The organism is Pseudomonas sp. GL-RE-26 (assembly GCF_019956275.1).
GTDB lineage: Bacteria > Pseudomonadota > Gammaproteobacteria > Pseudomonadales > Pseudomonadaceae > Aquipseudomonas > Aquipseudomonas grandcourensis.
Genome location: NZ_JAHBDI010000030.1, coordinates 38,378 through 58,093, shown reverse-complemented (window position 1 = coordinate 58,093; position 19,716 = coordinate 38,378). Strand labels below are relative to the sequence as shown.

37 protein-coding genes and 1 tRNA gene are annotated in these 19,716 nt (G+C 57.2%); 19 read left to right on the top strand and 19 right to left on the bottom strand.

The window, feature by feature from the left end; translation table 11 throughout:
* Positions 1-207: 207 nt before the first annotated feature.
* Genes KGB07_RS18875 through KGB07_RS18860 form a run of 4 tightly spaced genes read right to left on the bottom strand, consistent with a single transcriptional unit; the run spans position 208 to position 1,671 of the window.
* Positions 208-807, bottom strand: a complete 600-nt coding sequence (locus KGB07_RS18875; protein WP_223466226.1) for a hypothetical protein — start codon at positions 805-807, stop codon at positions 208-210.
* A gap of 9 nt (positions 808-816) precedes the next feature.
* Positions 817-1,062, bottom strand: coding sequence for a hypothetical protein (locus KGB07_RS18870; protein WP_223466225.1), 246 nt, complete (start codon positions 1,060-1,062; stop codon positions 817-819).
* Positions 1,059-1,253, bottom strand: coding sequence for a hypothetical protein (locus KGB07_RS18865; RefSeq protein WP_168757772.1), 195 nt, complete (start codon positions 1,251-1,253; stop codon positions 1,059-1,061). The genes KGB07_RS18870 and KGB07_RS18865 overlap by 4 nt, the downstream gene beginning before the upstream one ends.
* Before the next feature lie 10 nt (positions 1,254-1,263).
* Positions 1,264-1,671: a hypothetical protein gene (locus tag KGB07_RS18860; protein ID WP_223466224.1), complete on the bottom strand. Its 408-nt coding sequence runs from the start codon at positions 1,669-1,671 to the stop codon at positions 1,264-1,266.
* Positions 1,672-1,895: 224 nt separating this feature from the next.
* Between KGB07_RS18860 and KGB07_RS18855 the strand changes: the two genes are divergently transcribed.
* Positions 1,896-2,075: a type II toxin-antitoxin system HicA family toxin gene (locus KGB07_RS18855; RefSeq protein WP_090463463.1), complete on the top strand. Its 180-nt coding sequence runs from the start codon at positions 1,896-1,898 to the stop codon at positions 2,073-2,075.
* A gap of 52 nt (positions 2,076-2,127) precedes the next feature.
* Positions 2,128-2,553 (top strand): type II toxin-antitoxin system HicB family antitoxin, encoded by a 426-nt coding sequence (locus KGB07_RS18850; protein WP_223466223.1) that lies wholly within the window; start codon positions 2,128-2,130, stop codon positions 2,551-2,553.
* A 51-nt stretch (positions 2,554-2,604) separates the two neighbouring features.
* On the opposite strand, the gene KGB07_RS18845 is transcribed toward KGB07_RS18850, so the two are convergent.
* The 12 genes from KGB07_RS18845 to KGB07_RS18790 form a co-directional block, all read right to left on the bottom strand.
* Positions 2,605-2,681: transfer RNA gene (locus KGB07_RS18845), tRNA-Met, on the bottom strand.
* A gap of 378 nt (positions 2,682-3,059) precedes the next feature.
* Positions 3,060-3,608, bottom strand: coding sequence for a hypothetical protein (locus tag KGB07_RS18840; RefSeq protein WP_223466222.1), 549 nt, complete (start codon positions 3,606-3,608; stop codon positions 3,060-3,062).
* Entirely contained in the window at positions 3,605-4,216 is a 612-nt protein-coding gene (locus KGB07_RS18835; RefSeq protein WP_223466221.1) for a recombination protein NinG, read from the bottom strand. Before KGB07_RS18835 ends, KGB07_RS18840 begins: the two co-directional genes overlap by 4 nt.
* Positions 4,207-4,485, bottom strand: coding sequence for a hypothetical protein (locus KGB07_RS18830; RefSeq protein ID WP_223466219.1), 279 nt, complete (start codon positions 4,483-4,485; stop codon positions 4,207-4,209). The genes KGB07_RS18835 and KGB07_RS18830 overlap by 10 nt, the downstream gene beginning before the upstream one ends.
* A complete protein-coding gene (locus KGB07_RS18825) occupies positions 4,482-4,952 on the bottom strand; it encodes a hypothetical protein (protein WP_223466218.1) in 471 nt (156 codons plus the stop codon). Before KGB07_RS18825 ends, KGB07_RS18830 begins: the two co-directional genes overlap by 4 nt.
* Complete coding sequence (locus tag KGB07_RS18820) at positions 4,949-5,476, bottom strand: hypothetical protein (protein ID WP_223466217.1); 528 nt, start codon at positions 5,474-5,476, stop codon at positions 4,949-4,951. The genes KGB07_RS18825 and KGB07_RS18820 overlap by 4 nt, the downstream gene beginning before the upstream one ends.
* Positions 5,473-6,183, bottom strand: a complete 711-nt coding sequence (locus tag KGB07_RS18815; protein ID WP_223466216.1) for a replication protein P — start codon at positions 6,181-6,183, stop codon at positions 5,473-5,475. The genes KGB07_RS18820 and KGB07_RS18815 overlap by 4 nt, the downstream gene beginning before the upstream one ends.
* A 35-nt stretch (positions 6,184-6,218) precedes the next feature.
* Positions 6,219-7,001, bottom strand: a complete 783-nt coding sequence (locus KGB07_RS18810) for a DnaT-like ssDNA-binding domain-containing protein (protein WP_223466215.1) — start codon at positions 6,999-7,001, stop codon at positions 6,219-6,221.
* The gene (locus KGB07_RS18805) at positions 6,998-7,690 is read right to left on the bottom strand and encodes a phage antirepressor KilAC domain-containing protein (RefSeq protein WP_317850411.1); all 693 of its coding nucleotides are present in this window, start codon (positions 7,688-7,690) and stop codon (positions 6,998-7,000) included. Before KGB07_RS18805 ends, KGB07_RS18810 begins: the two co-directional genes overlap by 4 nt.
* A 152-nt stretch (positions 7,691-7,842) precedes the next feature.
* Positions 7,843-8,082: a hypothetical protein gene (locus KGB07_RS18800; protein ID WP_223466210.1), complete on the bottom strand. Its 240-nt coding sequence runs from the start codon at positions 8,080-8,082 to the stop codon at positions 7,843-7,845.
* A 20-nt stretch (positions 8,083-8,102) separates the two neighbouring features.
* Positions 8,103-8,291: a hypothetical protein gene (locus tag KGB07_RS18795; RefSeq protein WP_110658565.1), complete on the bottom strand. Its 189-nt coding sequence runs from the start codon at positions 8,289-8,291 to the stop codon at positions 8,103-8,105.
* Positions 8,292-8,350: 59 nt separating this feature from the next.
* Positions 8,351-8,527 (bottom strand): Cro/CI family transcriptional regulator, encoded by a 177-nt coding sequence (locus KGB07_RS18790; RefSeq protein WP_223466209.1) that lies wholly within the window; start codon positions 8,525-8,527, stop codon positions 8,351-8,353.
* Between the two features lie 87 nt (positions 8,528-8,614).
* Between KGB07_RS18790 and KGB07_RS18785 the strand changes: the two genes are divergently transcribed.
* Genes KGB07_RS18785 through KGB07_RS18775 form a run of 3 tightly spaced genes read left to right on the top strand, consistent with a single transcriptional unit; the run spans position 8,615 to position 10,530 of the window.
* On the top strand, positions 8,615-9,475 hold the full coding sequence (locus tag KGB07_RS18785; RefSeq protein ID WP_223466208.1) for an XRE family transcriptional regulator: 861 nt from the start codon (positions 8,615-8,617) through the stop codon (positions 9,473-9,475).
* Between the two features lie 55 nt (positions 9,476-9,530).
* Positions 9,531-9,827, top strand: coding sequence for a hypothetical protein (locus KGB07_RS18780; protein WP_223466207.1), 297 nt, complete (start codon positions 9,531-9,533; stop codon positions 9,825-9,827).
* Positions 9,805-10,530 (top strand): hypothetical protein, encoded by a 726-nt coding sequence (locus KGB07_RS18775; RefSeq protein ID WP_223466206.1) that lies wholly within the window; start codon positions 9,805-9,807, stop codon positions 10,528-10,530. Before KGB07_RS18780 ends, KGB07_RS18775 begins: the two co-directional genes overlap by 23 nt.
* 37 nt (positions 10,531-10,567) lie before the next feature.
* Here KGB07_RS18775 and KGB07_RS18770 read toward each other — a convergent pair whose 3' ends face one another.
* Positions 10,568-10,885: a DUF1654 domain-containing protein gene (locus KGB07_RS18770; protein ID WP_223466205.1), complete on the bottom strand. Its 318-nt coding sequence runs from the start codon at positions 10,883-10,885 to the stop codon at positions 10,568-10,570.
* Positions 10,886-11,344: 459 nt separating this feature from the next.
* Here KGB07_RS18770 and KGB07_RS18765 point away from each other — a divergent pair, with 459 nt between their 5' ends.
* The 13 genes from KGB07_RS18765 (at position 11,345) to KGB07_RS18705 (ending at position 17,838) form a co-directional block, all read left to right on the top strand.
* On the top strand, positions 11,345-11,560 hold the full coding sequence (locus KGB07_RS18765) for a hypothetical protein (RefSeq protein ID WP_223466204.1): 216 nt from the start codon (positions 11,345-11,347) through the stop codon (positions 11,558-11,560).
* A gap of 752 nt (positions 11,561-12,312) precedes the next feature.
* Positions 12,313-12,567, top strand: a complete 255-nt coding sequence (locus tag KGB07_RS18760; protein WP_223466199.1) for a hypothetical protein — start codon at positions 12,313-12,315, stop codon at positions 12,565-12,567.
* Positions 12,557-12,790, top strand: coding sequence for a hypothetical protein (locus tag KGB07_RS18755; RefSeq protein WP_223466198.1), 234 nt, complete (start codon positions 12,557-12,559; stop codon positions 12,788-12,790). The genes KGB07_RS18760 and KGB07_RS18755 overlap by 11 nt, the downstream gene beginning before the upstream one ends.
* Positions 12,787-12,981, top strand: coding sequence for a hypothetical protein (locus tag KGB07_RS18750; protein WP_223466197.1), 195 nt, complete (start codon positions 12,787-12,789; stop codon positions 12,979-12,981). Before KGB07_RS18755 ends, KGB07_RS18750 begins: the two co-directional genes overlap by 4 nt.
* Positions 12,978-13,178: a hypothetical protein gene (locus KGB07_RS18745; RefSeq protein ID WP_223466196.1), complete on the top strand. Its 201-nt coding sequence runs from the start codon at positions 12,978-12,980 to the stop codon at positions 13,176-13,178. The genes KGB07_RS18750 and KGB07_RS18745 overlap by 4 nt, the downstream gene beginning before the upstream one ends.
* Before the next feature lie 165 nt (positions 13,179-13,343).
* Positions 13,344-14,507 (top strand): hypothetical protein, encoded by a 1,164-nt coding sequence (locus KGB07_RS18740; protein ID WP_223466195.1) that lies wholly within the window; start codon positions 13,344-13,346, stop codon positions 14,505-14,507.
* Between the two features lie 10 nt (positions 14,508-14,517).
* Positions 14,518-15,276 (top strand): ERF family protein, encoded by a 759-nt coding sequence (locus tag KGB07_RS18735; RefSeq protein WP_223466194.1) that lies wholly within the window; start codon positions 14,518-14,520, stop codon positions 15,274-15,276.
* Positions 15,273-16,040 (top strand): lambda exonuclease family protein, encoded by a 768-nt coding sequence (locus KGB07_RS18730; RefSeq protein ID WP_223466193.1) that lies wholly within the window; start codon positions 15,273-15,275, stop codon positions 16,038-16,040. The genes KGB07_RS18735 and KGB07_RS18730 overlap by 4 nt, the downstream gene beginning before the upstream one ends.
* Complete coding sequence (locus KGB07_RS18725; RefSeq protein ID WP_223466192.1) at positions 16,037-16,471, top strand: hypothetical protein; 435 nt, start codon at positions 16,037-16,039, stop codon at positions 16,469-16,471. Before KGB07_RS18730 ends, KGB07_RS18725 begins: the two co-directional genes overlap by 4 nt.
* A 1-nt stretch (position 16,472) precedes the next feature.
* Entirely contained in the window at positions 16,473-16,829 is a 357-nt protein-coding gene (locus KGB07_RS18720) for a hypothetical protein (protein ID WP_223466191.1), read from the top strand.
* Between the two features lie 81 nt (positions 16,830-16,910).
* Positions 16,911-17,222, top strand: coding sequence for a hypothetical protein (locus KGB07_RS18715; RefSeq protein ID WP_223466190.1), 312 nt, complete (start codon positions 16,911-16,913; stop codon positions 17,220-17,222).
* A 25-nt stretch (positions 17,223-17,247) separates the two neighbouring features.
* Positions 17,248-17,598: a hypothetical protein gene (locus KGB07_RS18710; RefSeq protein WP_223466188.1), complete on the top strand. Its 351-nt coding sequence runs from the start codon at positions 17,248-17,250 to the stop codon at positions 17,596-17,598.
* 9 nt (positions 17,599-17,607) lie between these two features.
* Positions 17,608-17,838 (top strand): hypothetical protein, encoded by a 231-nt coding sequence (locus KGB07_RS18705; protein WP_223466186.1) that lies wholly within the window; start codon positions 17,608-17,610, stop codon positions 17,836-17,838.
* 13 nt (positions 17,839-17,851) lie between these two features.
* On the opposite strand, the gene KGB07_RS18700 is transcribed toward KGB07_RS18705, so the two are convergent.
* Both KGB07_RS18700 and KGB07_RS18695 read right to left on the bottom strand, forming a co-directional pair.
* Positions 17,852-18,364, bottom strand: a complete 513-nt coding sequence (locus KGB07_RS18700) for a hypothetical protein (RefSeq protein ID WP_223466184.1) — start codon at positions 18,362-18,364, stop codon at positions 17,852-17,854.
* A 97-nt stretch (positions 18,365-18,461) separates the two neighbouring features.
* Positions 18,462-19,151 (bottom strand): hypothetical protein, encoded by a 690-nt coding sequence (locus KGB07_RS18695; protein WP_223466183.1) that lies wholly within the window; start codon positions 19,149-19,151, stop codon positions 18,462-18,464.
* Positions 19,152-19,405: 254 nt separating this feature from the next.
* On the opposite strand from KGB07_RS18695, the gene KGB07_RS18690 reads away from it, so the two are divergent.
* Positions 19,406-19,714 carry a hypothetical protein gene (locus KGB07_RS18690; protein ID WP_223466182.1) on the top strand — a complete coding sequence of 103 codons (309 nt, stop codon included), beginning with the start codon at positions 19,406-19,408 and terminating at the stop codon, positions 19,712-19,714.
* Positions 19,715-19,716: the final 2 nt, after the last annotated feature.

Below are 19,716 nucleotides of genomic sequence, written 5' to 3'. Positions count from 1 at the left end.
CAGCAAGAAGTGGACGATGCCGATCCGGGACTGGAAAGCGGCCTTGAATCGCTTCAGTATCCAGTTCGAAGATCGTCTGTTAACGGTTTAATAAAAATCCCGTTTACACAAAATCTAGGACACCCTCGTTCTTGTCGGTAATGAAGTACAGATTGTTCAGGCGCCAGAACCGATCCCGGAGCAGCTTCATGTGCTCGGGCTTCATGTTCAGGCGTCCTTAGATAGTTCGTCCATCAGGCTGGACAGCTCGTCCACATCGGAGGATTGCTCCTTGTCGTCCAGGTTGAACGCCTGGCGCTCCAGTACCTGAAGGTTCTTCATAGCCGAGGAAAGCTGAAACAGGGTCTTGGCGTTGCTTGGCAGACCAACTGCGGCAAGCATTGCCCCGCGCCTGATTCCGCTGGAGTCCTCTTTCGTTTCTTCCTCGATTGCGTTCTCGATGGACTCACGCTGCTGAATGGTCGTCAGCAGATCATCCATCAGAAGGTTCGCAAGGTTCGAGGCTTTGCGAATGTCTCGGCGATGGCTGCGAACAACCGTTGCGCCTTCCTCTGCAGCCTCTTCGACGATCTCAGCGTCACGCTCAGGGTTCGCACATTGACCGTCGCGAACCTCTCCGCGAACCAGCTTGTTGCGAACCTCCTTTCGCACCTGCTCGGAAAGGTCTCGCACCCACCCTGAGGCCTTGGCCTTCTTGCGAATCGCGGTGTCGCTGATTCCATTCCGCTCAGCGATGGTTCTGATGGAAAGCGCGCCGGCCCGGTAGGCTCGTTCGATCGCCTCCCAGTCGGGTTGCTTCGTTGCCATGTGAATTCCTTAATCGTCTGTATCCAGCAGCACATCAATCAGCTTCTGCTCACCCAGGCGCATGGCACCCAAGCACTGAAGGTCGTCACACTTAGGGCCGAGCCCGAACACCGTGACCTCGCCTTTTGGCCCGATCATGGTTAGTGCGCCCACGGTGCATTCCGGATGCTCGCCGGCATCGAGGTCGTCGGCAATCTTGCGCAGGGTCTTGGCAGCGTCTCGCCAGTCCTCACGCCTGAACTCGACGACCTTCACTTACTCAGCTTCGGCTGAAGCACCACGCGAGCAATCATCACCAGCAGACCCAGCACGCCATAGGCCACTGGCGGCAACACGGCCTGTAGTTGCGGCATCAGCTGTTCAGCGATACCCAGCGCAGCAATGGCGCCACCCGCCTGAACGCTGGTCATGCTCAGCGCTTGTTTCCAGTTGTCGATCAGTTGCATGAGTGTCCCCTTACGAATTCTGTTGCGGATGTACTGCGTCGGTGACCGTCTTGCGCAGGTCGGCAAGGTCTGTAGCCAACTCGGCCAGATCCTTGTCGCGGCGCTTCTCGGCCCATTTGAACCAGGCGCGCACCAATACCCATGCAGGCAGGCCGCACACAAAGATGATTCCGCCCAGGGCAATCACCCCGATGTCGTCGTTCGCCCATGAGCCAAGGCCCAGCCACCGGACGACGAAGGCGCCGCCGCAGATGCTGGACACCGACGTGCTGATCATTGCGACGACGAACTCGCGCACGGTCTTGGGCAGGGTCATCGCCATGACGACGACGGCAGCCAAGACAGCGACGAAGCCGAACGCTCCCAGCTTGTACAGTGCGATACCGCCAGCGGCAGTAAGTGGGCCGGGCTCGGACATAGATTGATATCTCATGGCGCCTCGGTATCTCGGCGTTGTGATTGGTCCGGCAATCCACGCCTTCCTCATCCGCTCGGAGCAAAGACGGGGGCATGGGTGCCAGATACGAAAAGGCCCCCGCGAATGCAGAGGCCTTGAATAGGGCCTATAAATAACACTACAAAAGTGTTGTATTAACACATAAATGTTGTAGAATGGACTCATCCAAACAACGAGGCGAGGTGATGAAGTTCAGCGAGTTCAGACGATGGTTGAAGGCCCAAGGGGTGACCTTCGAAGCAGGCAAAGGAAGCCACTTCAAGATCACCGCCCCAAACGGCAACAAGACCACCTTCGCGGATCACGGCAGTAAGGAAATGCCAGAACCGACCCGCAAGGCGATCATTAAACAACTGGGGCTCTAATGGGCCCCTTCACCACATCCGAATGCTGGCCGATCATCTCCGAGGAGTGACCATGTACGACTATGCAATAAGATTTGAGTGGGACGACTCACCCGGCGTCGCTGTCTTCTGCCGTGACCTACCAGAGCTGAACAGCTATGGCGATGATCGGGATCACGCTATCCGTGAAGCCCAGGATGCGATTGAAACCACGTTGTCCCTCTACGCCGATCAGCGTAGGTCCATCCCGCAGGCTTCCGCGCCGCAAGATGGTGAGCACGTCGTTCACCTACCAATGGTGACTGTGGCCAAGATCGTCCTATGGAACACCATGATGGAGCGGGATATGCGCAAAGCCGACTTATGTCGTTTGCTCGGCGTACACCAGGCTCAGGGAGATCGATTGGTGGACTTCCTACATACATCGAAGATGGAGCAGCTTGAAACCGCCTTATCAGCGCTCGGGAGGCGCTTGGCTGTCTCTGTCGAGGCAGCCTGAATAAAAAAGGCCACAGTGTGAGTGGCCAAGCGCTGGGGAGCAGCGGTGAGTTGGTAGCGAGTGTCGGGATCGAACCGACCTGATCGAGGTTATGAGCCTCGCCACATCACCAGACAGTGGAACTCGCCAGAAATAAAAAAGCCCAGCTGGTTGAGGGCTGGGCTTGCCGGATGATTTGAGCATCGTCGAGAGGCTGTCGGGACTTGAATAGGGCCGCATGTGCGGGCAGTTGGCGTTGGTTGATCTCGCCACTTATTTGCGCGTGGCCGCAAGACGTCCGCTTACGGCGGCGAGTCGTGTTTCAAATAGGTATAGGTGGCAGGGCCGTAGCTTGTCAAACGCCGTGACCGATCAGACTTCCAGATGCAACTGGTGGCGGCCCTGTTCTCCAATCGTCTTTTCGACACCCACAAAAAACCCGACTCAGCGGCCGGGTTTCTTATTGTCATTCTTAGCACGCAAGAAGGACAAGATAGACATTAATCTATGCCACTCTGCCACTATGGTCAAGCAGCAATATCGTCCTTGATCAAACCTTCTGCATCGAGAATGCCTTGAGCCTCTGCCAGCGCCGCATCAACCATGCTCTTCAGCTCCTTGCAGATGGCTGATTTCCACCGGTACTGGGTGCGCTCTGCGGTTGGTTCATCAAGCCAATTGTCCATGCAGTACCATCCGGCAGGCAGAACATTCGTCGAGCGCTTCCCGTCCTGCCCTGGCAGCTTCGGCATGGCCCAAGTCACGACCGCCGCATGACGGAATCGCTCCGGCGCGGGCGACCTGATGGCCTTAGCGATTGCGACAATTGCAGCATGCTTGCGCTCAGTGTGCGTCGAGTACTGAGCCAGCAGCGCCAGCCAGTGCACCGGTGCCAGCCCCTTGCGCAGCCGGCTGAAGACCATGCAGTCGACAAGGAACGCAGCTTCCTTCCCGACGATCTCCCCCTTCTGCTTGGCACACTGCACCTTGGGCTCAAAGTCGCATCCACCGGCAGAGTTGATGGTTTCGGCGGCCAGCGCCCGAACTACTGCGGATACCACGTTGCGATAGGTCATGCTGCTGCTCCCTTCAATTCTCTGGTCAGTGCCCGGTAGTCGGCATTGATGGTCTTGATCTCGTCGACGGTGTACTTGCGGGCCGGATGAGGCCCTTCCAGCCAATCCACCTTGTCGGCTCCGATGCGTTTCACTAGCCGGATGCGGTACTCCACCGCGTTACCGGACAGGTTCCGATTGCACCTCACGCACTGCCGATGGATGTTCAGGGGTTCGAAGCGCAGCTCTGGGCAGGCACCAACTGAGCGGTAGTGCCCGGCGTCCCACCGACTACCCGTGATCAGGTCGTGATCGCTGGGCATGGAGTCGCAACTGATGCACGGCAGGTGCACGTCACGCAGGCGCACATACTCGTTCACCGCGGCCTGGGCCTCGCGCAGGTGATCCGCCCTGCTCTTCAGCTTCTCCTTGCGGACCTTGATCTCCCGGCGCTCGATCTGGGCAAGCGACTTGCGCGCCTTCTCCTGGTTCACGCCCTTGATGGCCAGCCCACACTTTGGGCTGCACACGGCCTGACCCAGGCGCTGCGGCGGAAAGCTGATACCGCATACGGGGTTCTTGCACTTCTTCGGTTTGGGCGTCTTCGCTTCCTTGAGGACTACGCGCATGGCTCGGCCTCCTTGGCTTTCTGTTGCTCGGGTGTGAATTCGCCGCGAAGAGGCATCAATTGCTCTGGCTTGAAAAATCCGTAGCCATCCTCCCCGTCTCGACCGACGATCCAGCCGTCATGTGGTGCCACCCACAACTGCCCGTCGGGCTCTTCGGCTTTCTGTCCTTTGAGCCTGAAAATAACCAGCTCAACTTCCGACATCGCCGAAATTTGGTACTTCGAAACGAGCGTTAGTGCCTGGTCGCCCGGCTTGAATTGATTGCTCATGCAGCCACCTCGCCCAGCAGATCCGTGAACACCACACCGCGCGCCGTGAAGTCCACGACAATGCGATCGGTGTAGGCGATGCCCTGGGCGCGACTGAACAACCGAGTTACCGGGAATCCGTCCGGGCCGAACAGCGGGCAGGCCCCCATCAGGTCGAGCTTTTGCCCGTAGGTCAGGTGACGCATGGTTTGGTACCAACCGTTGCGGAAATCGCCGTCCTCGTTCAGCAGGATCTGCACGCCGAAATGCAGCTTGCAGTACCGGCGAGCGTCCTCCACTTCACCGATCTGCGTCATCGCCGCGATACGCTGGTACAGGGAGAACCACAGGGCGTTCTGGTCGAGCGTGCGGTCCTTGCCCGGGCGCAGCGACACGACGACGTACTTCTTGTCGCGGTACATGGTGGTCAGGCAGGTGATGGCCTCGGAGAGCTTGGCCTGGCTGTTGACGGAGATTTTATCGGTCATTGCCGGCCACCCTCCAGCCCTTCTGCTTCAATGGTTCCAGGCGTTTTAGGCCCGGCTTGGTGGCCGACCTCCTTACCCATGGCGGCGCCACACAGTTCACCTACAACTTCGCAAGCAATTGCGAATGCAGGATCGCCAAACCCAGTGGCTTGCATGATTTGCGTCATGCCATCGAGCAGCACCTCGTTCTCGGCCTTGAGCCGGTCGCGCTCGGCGAGCAGGCTTATCGCTGCTTGGGCCGTGCCTCCGTAGCACTCCAGCAGGATTAGCTGCTTGTTTTCGGCATTCAGCCGCTCGCTCTCGGCGATCAGGGCCAGGACTACGGAAGGGCTGGCGGCCAGAGCCAAATCCGCATAGGACTTGTTGGCTGCCATGAACTCCGGGAAAGATCGGTTCTGGTGCACGTCAAACACGATGCCGTGGTCGTTGCGGATGTAGAGCGATCCATGGCTCTCCATGTACCGGAGAGGCAGTGCTTCTTTGCAGGCCTCGGCGGCTCGCTTCAGTTCGGTGTGGTCGGTCATGTCCGTTGCTCCGTGGTCTTCCTGCCGAACTTGGCGAGCAGCTGCGCCCGGGCGGCGGCGCCGGTGGATGGGATGCCCTGCACGCCCAGCAGGCGGGCCTGGCGCTGGTTGGCGAAATCTTCAGCCAGCTCCAGTTCGCTCTTCTGGCTGTCGTGGCCGATGCCGACGGCGATATCCTCAAGCGGCAAACCGTCCACCAGCATTCGGATGGTGATGTCGTAAGCCCGGTCGAAGACCTTGCTGGCCTTTTCCGATACCAGATCGGCAAGGTTGTGCATTTCGCATTGCAGCGCGGCGTGGCGCACCGCGGGATGCGACCACTCGCGGGAAGTACGCCGCGCTGGATGCAGGTTCAGCAACGCTTCGCGAAACGCCTTGTCGTGCGACGGAATGCCCATCATCGCCGGCGTCGGCAGGCACCACTTGATGAACTTGCCCACGCTCGGCGCGAAGTCCGTCCCGCTCTGGCGGCAGTTCTGCAAGCCGTACCGGATCTGCTCCAGGGTGTTGATCTCGGCGACGATGAACGCCTTGATCCAGCTCCGCTTAGCGGCGCGCAGTGCATCGTCGTCTGGCCAAGCCTGCTTCCACGCGGGGAAGATCGCCTGCAATTCCTTGAACAGCGCGTTAACGACGTCGGTGGTGCCCGGCGGCAATTGCTTTGGGATCACTGGCACAACAGGCGGCAGGTTGCCCATCTTGCTCATGAGGGTAGTTGCGCTCTGTGGCGCCTTGACCGCCTTCACAGATCACCCAGGTCATCAGACCAAGTCGTGTCGTTGAAGTCGGGGCCGTTGACTTGCCGCCTCACTGGGAACTGACGGACGTTGTTTGCCGTGGCATTGTCACGCTTGATCCACTTCACCAGCAGGCTAACCCAGCCCGCCTGCGTCTCAGCGCGCCCACTCGCCGTGTAGTGGCAGACAAACCCGCCAATGGCCTCAATGGTGAACAGGCCGACAGGCAGCGCCATGCGCAGGGCGTAGTTCTTCAGCAGCTTCTCGTCGGGCACCCACTCCAGTGACATTTCAGTCGGCAGGTTTGGATCGACGAAATCAGCACCGCTCGCGTGTAGTGAGTTGTGTTGATCTTCTCCTATTCCCTTCCCTTCCCTTCCGGGGTCTACCGGTAGGCGACTAGTCGACGACTCTTCGGCGAATTGTCGACGACCGCTCTCCGACTGGTCGTCGAATTCGGTAGGTGCAGGCGGGTATTTGAAGTTCTTTTTCTCGATCTTCTGGTGCCGCCAGCCGCGAACGTGGAGATAGGTTTTGCCGTCTACCTGGTAGCTCAAAGTCAGACCAGCACCTTCAAGCTCGCCCAGCAATTCGCTGACTTCGTTGGTGGTGATGTCATCACCGGGGAACACCAGGGCCTTAATGGTCCGCGGCGCGAGCGGGTGATTGCCGCCGTCATCACAGAAGTTCCAGATGCCGATGAACAGCAGGCGAGCCATGGGGCGGCAGGACATGACCTGCTCGCTTGACCAGAACTCGGGTTTAACAGTGCGAATCCTGGCCATCATGCGGCCTCCTGGAGTTTGTACTGAGCCCACAGGCCGGCAACCCAGTTGACGCCCTTGGGGGTGAATTTGGACTGATTGAACGAGTGACCGCTGTCACTGGTGCCGGCTCGCACTTCGAAGCGCCCTGCGTCGATGTGAGGCTGGTAGGCCTGCCATTCGCCGCCCATGCGGTACATGATTTTCTTGTCGAGCAGGAATTCACGGAACCGGGACTCATTGGCCTTGAGTAGCTTGGCGGTCTGGCGGAAGCCTTTGAGGCCGGTGGAGTCGACATAGTTGTCGACGAAGGCGATCTTCGGCGCCGCTTCAATGAGGGCCTGATTGGCGATCTGCTGAAGTTCGAACTGCTCGGCCCAGGCACGCGCGGCGGCAGCGGGATTGGAGAAGTCTGGAAGCGTGGCGATGATGCGCGGACCTTCCAGTTCCTTCAGCTTCTGCAGCACGGAACGGCGAACGGCCTTCGACTCGCGCATGCCGACGAGCATGCATTGATCGAGGGTCAGGTCGTAGCTGGCCATATCAACGCGGCTTTGAGGGTGTGCAATTGTTTTGCACTCCCCCAGCTCATCGCCGAGCTCGTCTTGCACGCGAATAATGAACTGGTCGTTCCGGACTTTTGGCTCGCCAGCCTGGCTGCGCGCCTCGTTGACCATGTCGCGCAGCTCGATGCTTGAAATAGTGCGCGACACGTTTTGCGAATGTAGAAAATGTGTCGCGGACTTTTTAAGGCCCTGTACATCGGTATTAGAGGAATGCATAATCGGCCTCACAGAGTTTTACGCAGTACGCAACTGAAAAAGCCGACCTAGCCCGTCGGTTTTTTTGTGCCTGCGATTTGAGGTCAAACACTTTTCAGGGCCTCATCAGCCCGACTTTTGGGGTGGGAATAGGGTCGCCGGAATGGCTGGACCGTCCCCGTCATTGTCTTGGGTCTCGTCCTGGTGACGATGAGCTTTTCAATCCTCTCCTTGGCCAGCTGCTCAATCGGGATACCGAGCATGATGGCGACTTCGTCAAGAAATTTGATGTCGTCTACGTCCGCGATCTGCCGCAAAAGCAGCTCGCTCTGGTTCTCAGGCATAGAGCCTCCATTGGGGGCCTTCAGGCGATGTCCTGAATCCGGGTAAGCTCATCCCTCATCTGCTGGATCGCAGCCTTCAGAATTTCACGGGCCAGCACGGCTTTTTGAGTGCCGTGGATCTTTGCAAGCGAGCGCAGGTATTCGTCGTACTCATCGCTGAGACGAACCTTTGTTTCGTTGTGATTTAGGTGCTTTGGGTCTTCGTACATTTGTTGCTCCTTGCGGCTTCTGAACGGTTAAAACTGTTGAATTGCAGGTGGCGACATGACTACGCAGCTTGTGATTTCTGCTCAGCTTTCAGCGCGCCCAGGGTGATTCGCTCGATCTGGTACTGGCGCAGTTCAGGCACGCATTCCCACTGGCGAACTGCCTCGTAGGTAACGCCAAGAGCCTTGGCCAGCGCTGAAACAGAGCCGAAATGCTTAATTGCTTGTGTTTTGGTCATGTCGACCTCCTTTGCCTTACCAACATTCAAGCATGCTTGTGTTTGCAAGGCAAGCATGCTTGCCAAGCACTCTTGTAAATTGCGCATATGAAAACCACTGATCGAATTACAAAACTTGTGCTCGCGAGGAAGCCAGATATCGGCGTGCGCGGGTTCAAGCGTGACTTGGCGACCACCTGCGGGGTCAGCTACGAAGCTGTTCGCCAGTGGTTTGCCGGAGACACGGAGAACATCAAGAACGAGAACCTCATCGCGATTGCTGAGGGGTACGACACAACTGTCGACTGGCTGCTATCCGGAAAAGGAGAGCCGCCTCGCAGGAAAGGTGCATCGCCAGAGAGCTCGGACGCAGCGACGGCAGGAACTGGTGCCGCGCAAAAGATGCTTGAAATGATTCGCAAGCATGCGGGCAAAAGCCTCAACGCCGAGGCCCAGGAGAAACTTGCAATGGCGGCGCTGACGGTAGCGAGCGAGTCAGGCGGAAACGTGATTGAGGCCGACTTCTCAGGGCTGCGAGCGCGCCCAGACGAGATCCTGATTCCACAATACGACGTGCGCGCTGCGATGGGGCATGGCCAGGTTCCGGCCGACTACAACGAAGCCATTCGTAACCTGATCGTTCGGGAGGATGTGCTGCGTGAGAAGGGAGTGACCTATACCTCTGCTGCTGCGCTGGCGATGATCACCGGGTGGGGCCAGAGCATGGAAGGCACGATCAATGACAAGGACCCGGTAATCGTAGATCGCGGAGTTAACGAATTCATTGGTGATGGCGTTTACGTGCTCACCTGGCACGGACTCCTTTACATCAAGCGCCTGCAGCAGGTCGACGAGGATCATTTGCGGATGATCTCTGACAACAAACATTACGAGAATCAGACGGCACGGATCGACGATGTAACCATCCATGCGAAGGTTCTGCTGGTTTGGAATGCGCAAAAGGTATGACAAGTTTTTATGGCTAATGCGACAGATGTAGGCCTATGAATTACAGGAAAAAGTCATGACCGTAGAGAACAGAAAACCTCGAATTAACATTGAAAAAATGTCTGAATGGCTGAACGCCCGCATAAAAACTAACGAATGTCCTTTCTGCAAACAAACACGGTGGGAAGCCATAAACGGAACGGCGTTCGTAGGTTGCGCGATACCTTATGGTGACGGGCGAGGTGAAATGTATTTAGGTGGATACCCCGTATTACCGCTTATTTGCACCACATGTAATTTTGTCCGAAACATCGCTCTGACGAGCGAGGTTCTGGAACAAGTGCTCGAGGATGAGCAAATTGCTACTCAATGATGAACATGCGACAAACGTCCACCACCTGAGGCCATGGAGTGAAGGCAGAAGGAAGAAAGCTCCAAATTGGGCCGACATAGCCGTTGAGGGCTTCCAGACAGTTAAACTACCGCCCTATACTGAAGCCATGAACGACATTACTCGCGAAGAATTGAGATCGACGTTGTCCGCTATCGAAGAGCGGATGGATAGGCGTATCGATCGGATGGAGATCTCAGAAGAGAAGCGTTCTGACTCTTACCGTCGTGAACAAGAGTCGAGAGATAGGCTGTACACCGAGCGGTTTGAGGCTATGCACAAACGCCTTGAAGATCGAGACGCTGTGATCGACTCAAAGCTTGACGCTGTAAATACATCCGTAAAAAGGATGAGTGAAAAGGTCGATGGCTTCGAAAAACAACTCGATGGAAAACTAATCGACGTTAAAAGCTCCAATCGAAATGCTGCCTGGGCGATGCTTGCCATCGCCGCAGCCACCGTCGTCGGTATCTGGGGAGTAAACTCAACGATCATCGGTAGTGTTACGGGGTTCTTCGATGCCGGGAAGACCTCTATGGAGAATCAGCAAGGTATCGAAAAACTGTTACAAGACTCGAAGCTTCAAAGCGAAGAGACCTTCAAACTCCTTCAGCAAATACAATCTCAGCAAAATGCGTTACAGAAAGGGTCCCTTCCTCCCAGTTCGGGCGGGAAAGGAAAATAACAAAAAGCCCGCCACTGAGCGGGCTTTTTTGTGTTCATCAGAAAGGTGCCGGTTCTTCCACCTCATCCAGGTCCGCGACCTCAAGCACGCGATCCTCATCTGACCTGGCTTCCCACCGCAGTGTCACCGACTCGTCATCGTTGAACGTCATCTCCAGATCATCTGTTTCGGACAGCAGCCCCATCACTTCCTCCCATTCTTGATCCTCGTCCGTGTCGAGGCGATGGATTGTCACCCAGCGCTGATGTTGAGCGGTCGGGTGATTGATCATCGACGAAACCCTTAATCCAAGCCGCTCTAACCCGGTCATTTCCTGCCGCGCCGCCGGTGCTGCCTTGCCCTTCTGCCTTGCCATGACTCCATCCTTCTTTAGCTGTATATCCATACAGTACAAAAAATAAATACAAGCGTGCTTGCATTCAAATCACCAGCATGCTTTTATTAATGCAAGTTTACTTGCACTTGAAAACACAAGCGCAACGGGACTAGGGCCTCAAAGGGCCTGACCGCTCTTTAACAATCAGCGCAATACGAACAAAGACGGCACTGCCTCTACGGCGACCGGAGATCAGATAGCCCCGAAAGGCTACCAACGCGAGGATCACCTCGACGGCTGACTAGAGCGAAAGGCTCGAACCGCGTGAATGACCCGATAAGCAGAGCCAGCACAAACGGAACATTTCACTGATGCACCTGGTTACCCGGGTGCATTGGGAAAACGACCGAGGGCAGGACGATGTGCGATTGCAGAAGCAAGAACGAAGAGCGGCTAACCGAGCACTTCGCCAAGCAACTCCCTGAAGGAGCAACAGGCTTGAAGGTGAGTCTCGGCGGCTACGCGATGATCTTCAGCGGCCCGGTGAGCATGAAAAACTATTCCGAAGTGACGGCGACGTACAGCACGCAAACCAAGGGCACAGCCAAGAAGCCAAGCCGAATGCGCGAACAAAAAGAGACGGTGAGCCTACTCGGCAACTACTGCATGTTTTGCGGCGAGAAGTACGACAAAGGCGAACCGGAATCGGCATGAAGATTTCACTGGCTGGCCTTGGCGACAGGGCCAGACGGGAAATCAACCGAGGGCAAGACGATGAACAAGGTCATTCACATCACCCTGCGCGGAGAGCTGCAGGTATTCGCCGATGACGACTTGGACGCCTGCATCCGAGAGGCAAACAGGATTAACGCTGAGCGTGGATACACCAGCGGCGTGCACGTAGTTGAGTGCGAAGACGGCCAACGAATGACGGCAGCCGACTGCAAAGCTGCTGCCCGATCCTCTCTATGAGAGCGCATCGGGGTGTGATCTGAGGCTAAGTCTCGGGCGGCGGATGTGCCAACAGGCAGTCTTTAGGGCTGCCCCATCCGCTAAATGCCGGTTGAGCCCCGGCCAGATCACACCCCGATGCGGACGATTCTGCACCGCGCAACGCGGCCCCCTGCATTCCCACAACCAGACAGAACGGAGGATTGGCAGCCATGCAGCAGTAAGCGATTCACCTGCGTGGCACAGCAAGCCTGAAGGCTGCGCCCAACACCTGACAGGCAGCGGACAGTGGGGCCGAGGATGTGACCGCGCATCAACCGGGGACCGGTAGGCCCAACCGAACGACATCGCACATCGCTGATGCTGCAACCCCAGGCCGTCGCCAGTAGCGGGCCTGGGCAACTCTCCATCGACACAACCCGCATGCACTCCCCTCCGCGCCCAACGGCAACCAGCGGAATGGATGAGTGCAGCCGAGTTTTGTTGGATCAACACCCGCCACTCTGGAGGCGACCATGGCAACCAGCTACGCAGACAGTGCGCAGGCCCGAGAGTGGGACAGGCGCTACGACGCTTGGGGGCGCGAGAAGAGATCGCAGCCCGAAGAATTCCACGACTACGAGGCTGTCGAGCAGATCCGGACCCAGGCGCTGGCCGATCGGGAAGCGAGGCGGCTGGAGGAGCGCAAGAGCCTCAAGCGGCGCATTGGCCTGGCCATGGCGAAAATGGAAATGGTCTGCCCACCCAGCGGAGGCGCACATGAACGATGAACAGCGCGACCACCAGACGGCAGTCAACTGGATCGAGGGCGAGATCAACAACATGATCCGCGACCTCGGCAAACCCAACGCCAGTTCCGCGGCGACATCGTCCATCACCCTGGCCTTCATGTTGCGCGCCATCAATGAAGACGAGCACCGGCACTACAGGGCGCGCATTGACCAGATTTACACCACGTATAACGCCCAGTTCGGGCAAGGGGTTGCAGCATGACCACGCCAATCGTGAAAAGCCTGATCGACGAACAGCTCGACGAAATCGAGCGGCGCATCGCCATTCTCGGCTTCGGCCTTCCCTTCAACGAGGTGATCGGCCGCCAGCGTGACGAGCTGGTCGCCAACCTGCCACGGCGCCTGGCGGCGACCATGAAGGGTGGCCGGATCGCGGTGAGGGTTCGGCCATGACCGGCAAGATCAGCGTAGAGGACGGCCTACTAGTTCTGACCAAGACAGTCCTCGCCTGCCGGATCGGGAAGACAGGCTATCCTCCATTTATGGCAATTCGAAAGGACCGCGACCAAAAGCCGTGGGAGTACATCGACGGCGATACTTGCCACACACGGATTACTCACTGGTTTCCTATTCCGGATATGCCGAAATGACCAGATACCAGCGTGCCAAACGCACCGTTCTTTTGCGCGGCTTTGCAATCGCCGTTTCCGCCCTCGTCCTCCTGATGCTGCTCAGCGCTATAGCTGACCGCATTACTCAGTAACCCCCCCTTTTTCCACCTTCAATCGCTGCGTGCATCGCGGCAAGGATTCCCCATGTCTGCAGAAACTCAACTGGCCGCCGTGCCACCGAAGGAAACAGCGCTGGCCGTCTTCAGCGCAGCCAATGGCCTTGAGCCTTGGCTGCAACAGGTCCGAGTGAAGGTCGACGAGTTCCAAAAGATTCTCCCTGACCTCAAAACGCGGAAAGGCCGTGACGCCTACGCATCGATGGCGCACCAGATCGCCAAGTCCAAAAATGCGCTGGAGGCCGTTGGCAAAGAGATTTCCGCTCAGCAAAAGGAAATTCCGAAGAAGATCGATGCTGAGCGCAAACGCGTGTGGGACATCCTGGAGTCGTGGCAGAAGGAAGTCCGCAAGCCTCTTGATGACTGGCAGGCAGCAGAAGATCAGCGTGTTGACGCTCACAACGACGGCATTCAGCGCATCAAGGATATGGCGCTCTTCAGCTCAACCCCGCCAGCCTCAGTGGTTGCCCGGGTAATTGCAGATCTGGAAGCCATTGCGATCGACGACGCATGGGAAGAGTTTCTGCCAGATGCCGCCCAGGCAAAGGACCAGTCCCTGAATAAGCTGCGAGCCCTGCTGGCCGAACGCACTCAATACGAAGCAGAGCAGGCCGAACTGGTCCGGCTTCGCGCAGAGGCCGAAGCACAGGCTCAGCGCGACCGTGAAGCTGAGATTGCCCGCGTGGCGGCTGAGCAGGCCCGTATCGAAGCTGAGCAGCGTGCCCAGGCCGAACGGGACGCGGCCGCACGGCGTGAGCAGGACCTGATCGATCAGGCTGCCGCCGCAAAGCGCGCCACAGAACAGGCTGCGCGTGATGCAGAAGCCGACGCTGAGCGTCAGCGCCTTCAACTGCAGCTCCAGGCTGAGCAAGCCGAACGCCAAGCAGCACAGGCCAAGGCCGACCAGTTGGCCGCTGAACAGCGAGCCGAGCAAGCGCGTATCGACTCCGAGCGCCACCAAGCAGCCGCCGCTGAACGCGCCAGACTGGCCGAAGTGGCCCGTCAGCAAGCCGAGGCCGACGAAATTGCCCGACAGCAAGCAGCGCGAGAGGCCGACAAGGCGCACCAGATCAAGATCATGGGCGCCGCCAAAGAGGCGCTGATGTCGCTGAACATCACCGAAGAGTTGGCCAAGGCCATCGTCCTCAAAATCGCTCGCCGCGAAGTCCCAAACGTCACCATCCAGTTCTGAGGAAGCACGCATGAGCACCGAAATCATCATGCCGGAACAGCGCCGGCAAGCTGTTGTGCCGATCTCCACGGACAACAGCATCATGGCTGTGATCAGTCGCGCTGCCGCAGATCCGACCTGCGACATCGAGAAGATGGAACGTCTGCTCGCCATGCATGAGCGCATGCAGGCCAAGACCGCTGAGCAGGAATTCAACTCGGCCATGGCCGAAATGCAGTGCAACATCCCCACGGTATTTGAAGGCGCCGTAAACCTGCACACCGGCAACTCATACGCCACGCTGGATCACATCACTCACACCCTGAAGCCGATCATGCAGCAACACGGATTCGCCATCACCTTCAAGGTGGAGAACGCGGACAAGGCGATCAAGGTCACTGGGATATTGATGCATCGCGGCGGCCATCGTGAGCAAACAACCATGAGCCTGCCGGTCGATATCGGCAAAGGCCGTAACGACGTCCAGGCAGTCGGCTCTTCCACCACATACGGCAAGCGTTACGTCATGTGCGCCTTGCTGAACATCACAACGGGCGAAACTCGGGACGATGACGGACAGTCGGCGGATGGTTCGGATACGGATGACATGCGTGCCCAGGTCGTCGTGGACATCCTCGAGCGTGTCGAGCAGACCACAACGCCAGATGAACTGAAGGATGTCTGGCAGGCGAGCCTGAAAGTCCTGCAAGCATCAGGTGACACAAACGGGTATTCCACAGTGAAGACCGCCGTCACCGTCCACAAAGCCAAGCTGGAGGCGTCTCAATGATCATCGTCAATTGCACACAAGGCTCGAAAGAGTGGCTGCAAGGCCGCGCCGGGGTCATCACCGCGAGCATGTTCAGCACTGCACGCTCCAAGGTGAATGGCCTCACTACCCAGCAGCGCACCTATGTTGACGCGATGCTGGCCGGTCACAGCGAGGCGCGTTCCCGCGATCTAGCTGGCTACAAGGCGGCGCCCAAGGCGGAAGTGGTTCAGCGCGCCCTGGACGGTGAAACGGTCGGCGAGCCGTCGAACGCTGCCTTGACGTACGCCTTTGAGCTTGCTGTTGAGCGGATCGGCGGCGTCCCACTCGACGGTGGTTTTGAAACATGGCAAATGCGCCGCGGGCATGAACTGGAGCCCGAAGCGCGCATGGAGCACGAAATTCAGACGGGGCTCATCGTGACCCAGGTCGGGCTGGTGAAAACGGATGACGAGGCGTTCGGCGCCAGCGCTGACGGCTTCATCGGTGAGGATGGCGGCTCCGAGTACAAGTGCTTCCTAGCCCCCGACAAGTTGCGCGCCTTCCACATCGACAACGATGCCAGCGAAGTCATCGACCAGGTGCAGGGCTGCATGTGGATCACCGGTCGTAAATGGTGGCACATCGGGATGTACTGCCCGCTGCTGAAGCCCGTCGGCCGCCAGCTCTGGCTGCAAGAGTTCAAGCGCGATGACGACTACATCGAAAAGCTCGAGGAAGACCTGTGGCAGTTCAAGCTGCTGGTGGACGGGTATGAGGAGAAGCTGCGGAGCAAAGCCGCATGAACGCCGCCGAACTGCAGCAAGCGATTGCCCAGTTCGAAGCCTCCGGCGGCCAGGTGCTGGTCGTCGCGGATTCATTCAGGGCCTATCTAGACCCATTGCATGTTTCTGTGCCACCGGTTGACGCCGATCTGGTCGAGGCCATCCGTGGCTTCGCCGACGTCGGGGTCTGCGCCGCCGCAAAGGCCCTGGGCAAGTCGACCCGGACCATCAACTACATCGCCGGCCTGTACGGCATCAAGTTCGCCACAACCACCGCGGCCACGCTCGACGAGCAGCGCAAGGCTGAGGCGAAGTTGGTACCGCGCATCCGCCGGCTGGCCCAGGCCAACATGAGCCAGATCGCCATCGCCGAACAGGTGGGCATCAGTCGCATGACCCTGCGCCGCATCGCCCGCTTCCACGGCCTCACCCTCAACTCCAGAGCATCCTGATATGGACCAAGCATTCGAAGAAGCCGCAAAGCGGCAAAGCGGACTGGAGGCGGCGAAAGCTGCCTTCTTCGCATCTGGGGGTCAGGCTCAGCTGATCCCAAATGGCATTGGCAAGGACAGCCCCGGTGCGGTGCAGTTGCCGAAGCCGCCGTACGGCTATCGCACCATCGAGGCGCCAAAGAACAAGCGCGGGCGACTCTTCAGTGATGAGGAAAAAGCCGCTCTGGCCGCACAGTTGGTGGAATGCAAAGCGGCCGGCATGACGCGGTACAAGGCCAGCAAGCACCTCGGCATCAGCGAAACGCTATGCCGTCGGCTGATTGCCGATTACTCGCTCAACTTCCCGGCTGCGTCCTGATGCGCAGGATGGCACGCGTTCAGCAGCGCAAACGACAAGCCTGGCTGGCATTGCCGGCCAGCGGCATAGAAGAGGTATCCCATGGCAGCCCTACCGAAAGAACGATCGGCAAAGACTGCGACGAAACGAAAGACTCGCGGCGAGGAAGAGTTGCGAATGCATGCCATGGCCGGAACCCGGCAAGCGCTGGCTGACTTAATGGCCTGGCACGGCATCGAGGAACAGGGCGAGGCAATGACGCTGATGATTCATCATCTTCATGGATTAGGGCCTCAAAAGTCCGCGCCTCTGCTGGCCCCGCCGCGACACGAATACGTAATACCCGAAAACGTGTCGCGCAAACTTGAGCTCGCCTACAACCGCGAAGCCTTGCGCATTTGTCACGACGAATAATCACGCACCTGCATTGGAGAACACCATGGATCTGAAAATCAGGGCGCTTTACCAGTGTGGGGCGTGCAGCGAAATTCACGACGATGAAGATGGCGCTATGGAGTGCTGCCGGCCAGACATCATCGAACTCTACGAATGCCCGATCTGCAAGAAGCACCACGACGACGAAGACTATGCGCGAACTTGCTGCGGCGTCGACGCCATCAAATGCCCCTCCTGCTACCGAGACTACGCATCGATTTCACTTTCGTATCAGGCAATCAAGATTGCCGGCCACTGCACCACTTGCAATCCGATGTTCACCATTGACCAGCAGATCGCGATTCAGGATCAGCACTATCAGGAAACCGGCAAGCGCGAACACTTGCACGACTGAGGCGAAAACATGACCCCACAATTCGAAAGCCCCAACGGGCTATGGCGGCGGCTGGGCTACGCCATTGAGCGAGGCCCGCGCGGCGAACGCACGATTCGCCGGCCAGACGGCTCAATGGTAATCATCGATACCGAGCATGGTCACCACACCGGTGAAGTGGCCGCGGCCAGACAAGAGCTGGCGCGCTTGCCACATGGCGAACTCGAGTGCAAAGCCGTACAGATCGACATCTTCGCCTGAACCTACCTAACCCTCAATAGTTGATACCTGGAACAAAATTATGGATTTGCAATAGATCTTGTCGGCGTGACTCAATGTCGACATCGTCTTTAACGGTATCCTGCCAAGCCAGAACTGCGGCGATCATTTCTCTACAGAAAATATCAGTCTGTAGTTGAAGTGCCTTGCCCAACTGATTCAAATGAATTGTATTGTTGTTGGGTGGAGGCTCTATGAAGTGGAACGATTCCAGCACCTGCTTCACTTTGCCTGGCCGAACCTCTCCGTTGCCCGCATGGAGATAACTGCACCGCAACCCCCAGCAGTTCTCAGCGCTTAGGAAGACGTGGCGACCTATCTTTGGAAGGACTCTTGTGTAGTTCGGCTCCATCCATGCCGCGAACCACCTTTTATATCGCACGCCATTACCCGTTTCTGGGGTCTCCAAGGCCCCACAAATATCGGGCATCGTCAACGTTAGCGCTATCGCTGTATACCAATTTTGAGTTTGTACAGAGCTTTCAATCGCATCAGTAAAGCGCTTCATCTAGCAGGTCCCTCCGGCTCCATGCCGGGCCGAACACCAATACCCCACTTCAACGAATCACGCCAGCCGGACTATTTGTATTTGCTGTTGGCAGACATCAATCCTCTCGATGCAGCTTCACACCATCTACCGTCTCAATCACACCGCGCTTAAGTGTAATAGTTTGGGATGCATAGTGCTCAACGGGCACAATTGACGTGATATCACTTAAATCACCTAAATCGAGTTCCAACGCACCTTTGGAATTCAATATTTCAGAATCTGCGCCAAGACAGAACCTATATTCACGCTGCCATTGATACTCCAAATCCTTTCTGAACAGTCCCACAACACCATTGTGAGTGTTCATATCTACGTAGTCTACTTGCCCAAAACCACCTTCAAAAAAAGGCGAACTAAACAGGTGAGGATTAGAGGCAATTGCAGCACTCAATCTCCTTGAAAATTCTTTATTATTTTTTACAACCAAAACATGGTTTCCAAATTCAACGAAACGGTTGCTCAGCGTGACCGATCCTTGCTGCTCCCCGTACATAGTGCCGTCTAGACCATCAGCTAAAGCGGCCATGCAAAAAATAAAAATATTAGACGGCTTAGGCAAATCAACTCGCAACACGGCGTCGGGGCCAAGTGAAATTTGCTCCCCATTGATTTCTACAAAAAACTCACCAACCTGCTTGCCGCCTAGCTGACTATGAAATTTTAAATAATTTTTCTCTAAGACATCCCTTCTTAATGCAGTGGTCTCTTCACCTTTCATCCCTGAAAAAAACTCCACACTATTCATGTACATCTTCCCTTTCTGAAAGTCTTTCAGATGGGAAAGTGAATCAGCCCGAAAGAGTTGCCAACACTGACGGTTTGGGCTCCGATCTGGGAACGCGTCCGTACTAATAGAACCAGAAAACCCCATAACACCTCCCACGAAAACATTCGCAATCGTTTCACTTTTTAATCCGGCATCAGGCCGGGCTATCAATCAATAGCTCAACTCAACGAATCACGCCAGCCGGCGAGGCAGGCGTCTGCCTGGAGAACATCATGGGAATTCCCGCCAACGCTTTAAAGGAAGATGAGCTTTTCCACTACGCCTCCCTAGAGCCGGGCGCCGCCGACGAGTTGGCGCGCCGAATTGCCGCGGGCGACATAGATCCGAACGCTGGCCTGGAAGATCTTCGCGAGGATATTCGCATGCTCGAAAGCCAGGCGGATGACGCCGAGGACGAAGCAAATCTGCTTCGCACCTACATGGCGGAAGCCAGCGAGTTCATCCGTCGGGCAATGAGTCCAGAGGAAAGACAATTTTCAGTAAACGAGTTGCTCGAGAAAGCACTCGGTCGCCTAGAGTAATG

What these genes read in the sequence shown, in the direction of transcription:
- KGB07_RS18725 (WP_223466192.1), top strand. Translation starts at nt 16,037, where the DNA reads ATGAACGCCGCCGAACTGCAGCAAGCGATTGCCCAGTTCGAAGCCTCC.
- KGB07_RS18790 (WP_223466209.1), bottom strand. Translation starts at nt 8,527, where the DNA reads ATGACCAAAACACAAGCAATTAAGCATTTCGGCTCTGTTTCAGCGCTG.
- KGB07_RS18770 (WP_223466205.1), bottom strand. Translation starts at nt 10,885, where the DNA reads ATGGCAAGGCAGAAGGGCAAGGCAGCACCGGCGGCGCGGCAGGAAATG.
- KGB07_RS18825 (WP_223466218.1), bottom strand. Translation starts at nt 4,952, where the DNA reads ATGACCGATAAAATCTCCGTCAACAGCCAGGCCAAGCTCTCCGAGGCC.
- KGB07_RS18780 (WP_223466207.1), top strand. Translation starts at nt 9,531, where the DNA reads ATGACCGTAGAGAACAGAAAACCTCGAATTAACATTGAAAAAATGTCT.
- KGB07_RS18810 (WP_223466215.1), bottom strand. Translation starts at nt 7,001, where the DNA reads ATGATGGCCAGGATTCGCACTGTTAAACCCGAGTTCTGGTCAAGCGAG.
- KGB07_RS18820 (WP_223466217.1), bottom strand. Translation starts at nt 5,476, where the DNA reads ATGACCGACCACACCGAACTGAAGCGAGCCGCCGAGGCCTGCAAAGAA.
- KGB07_RS18850 (WP_223466223.1), top strand. Translation starts at nt 2,128, where the DNA reads ATGTACGACTATGCAATAAGATTTGAGTGGGACGACTCACCCGGCGTC.
- KGB07_RS18785 (WP_223466208.1), top strand. Translation starts at nt 8,615, where the DNA reads ATGAAAACCACTGATCGAATTACAAAACTTGTGCTCGCGAGGAAGCCA.
- KGB07_RS18840 (WP_223466222.1), bottom strand. Translation starts at nt 3,608, where the DNA reads ATGACCTATCGCAACGTGGTATCCGCAGTAGTTCGGGCGCTGGCCGCC.
- KGB07_RS18865 (WP_168757772.1), bottom strand. Translation starts at nt 1,253, where the DNA reads ATGCAACTGATCGACAACTGGAAACAAGCGCTGAGCATGACCAGCGTT.
- KGB07_RS18835 (WP_223466221.1), bottom strand. Translation starts at nt 4,216, where the DNA reads ATGCGCGTAGTCCTCAAGGAAGCGAAGACGCCCAAACCGAAGAAGTGC.
- KGB07_RS18690 (WP_223466182.1), top strand. Translation starts at nt 19,406, where the DNA reads ATGGGAATTCCCGCCAACGCTTTAAAGGAAGATGAGCTTTTCCACTAC.
- KGB07_RS18795 (WP_110658565.1), bottom strand. Translation starts at nt 8,291, where the DNA reads ATGTACGAAGACCCAAAGCACCTAAATCACAACGAAACAAAGGTTCGT.
- KGB07_RS18740 (WP_223466195.1), top strand. Translation starts at nt 13,344, where the DNA reads ATGTCTGCAGAAACTCAACTGGCCGCCGTGCCACCGAAGGAAACAGCG.
- KGB07_RS18705 (WP_223466186.1), top strand. Translation starts at nt 17,608, where the DNA reads ATGACCCCACAATTCGAAAGCCCCAACGGGCTATGGCGGCGGCTGGGC.
- KGB07_RS18755 (WP_223466198.1), top strand. Translation starts at nt 12,557, where the DNA reads ATGAACGATGAACAGCGCGACCACCAGACGGCAGTCAACTGGATCGAG.
- KGB07_RS18760 (WP_223466199.1), top strand. Translation starts at nt 12,313, where the DNA reads ATGGCAACCAGCTACGCAGACAGTGCGCAGGCCCGAGAGTGGGACAGG.
- KGB07_RS18710 (WP_223466188.1), top strand. Translation starts at nt 17,248, where the DNA reads ATGGATCTGAAAATCAGGGCGCTTTACCAGTGTGGGGCGTGCAGCGAA.
- KGB07_RS18875 (WP_223466226.1), bottom strand. Translation starts at nt 807, where the DNA reads ATGGCAACGAAGCAACCCGACTGGGAGGCGATCGAACGAGCCTACCGG.
- KGB07_RS18730 (WP_223466193.1), top strand. Translation starts at nt 15,273, where the DNA reads ATGATCATCGTCAATTGCACACAAGGCTCGAAAGAGTGGCTGCAAGGC.
- KGB07_RS18695 (WP_223466183.1), bottom strand. Translation starts at nt 19,151, where the DNA reads ATGAATAGTGTGGAGTTTTTTTCAGGGATGAAAGGTGAAGAGACCACT.
- KGB07_RS18775 (WP_223466206.1), top strand. Translation starts at nt 9,805, where the DNA reads ATGAGCAAATTGCTACTCAATGATGAACATGCGACAAACGTCCACCAC.
- KGB07_RS18715 (WP_223466190.1), top strand. Translation starts at nt 16,911, where the DNA reads ATGGCAGCCCTACCGAAAGAACGATCGGCAAAGACTGCGACGAAACGA.
- KGB07_RS18700 (WP_223466184.1), bottom strand. Translation starts at nt 18,364, where the DNA reads ATGAAGCGCTTTACTGATGCGATTGAAAGCTCTGTACAAACTCAAAAT.
- KGB07_RS18735 (WP_223466194.1), top strand. Translation starts at nt 14,518, where the DNA reads ATGAGCACCGAAATCATCATGCCGGAACAGCGCCGGCAAGCTGTTGTG.
- KGB07_RS18830 (WP_223466219.1), bottom strand. Translation starts at nt 4,485, where the DNA reads ATGAGCAATCAATTCAAGCCGGGCGACCAGGCACTAACGCTCGTTTCG.
- KGB07_RS18860 (WP_223466224.1), bottom strand. Translation starts at nt 1,671, where the DNA reads ATGTCCGAGCCCGGCCCACTTACTGCCGCTGGCGGTATCGCACTGTAC.
- KGB07_RS18750 (WP_223466197.1), top strand. Translation starts at nt 12,787, where the DNA reads ATGACCACGCCAATCGTGAAAAGCCTGATCGACGAACAGCTCGACGAA.
- KGB07_RS18745 (WP_223466196.1), top strand. Translation starts at nt 12,978, where the DNA reads ATGACCGGCAAGATCAGCGTAGAGGACGGCCTACTAGTTCTGACCAAG.
- KGB07_RS18855 (WP_090463463.1), top strand. Translation starts at nt 1,896, where the DNA reads ATGAAGTTCAGCGAGTTCAGACGATGGTTGAAGGCCCAAGGGGTGACC.
- KGB07_RS18800 (WP_223466210.1), bottom strand. Translation starts at nt 8,082, where the DNA reads ATGCCTGAGAACCAGAGCGAGCTGCTTTTGCGGCAGATCGCGGACGTA.
- KGB07_RS18815 (WP_223466216.1), bottom strand. Translation starts at nt 6,183, where the DNA reads ATGAGCAAGATGGGCAACCTGCCGCCTGTTGTGCCAGTGATCCCAAAG.
- KGB07_RS18720 (WP_223466191.1), top strand. Translation starts at nt 16,473, where the DNA reads ATGGACCAAGCATTCGAAGAAGCCGCAAAGCGGCAAAGCGGACTGGAG.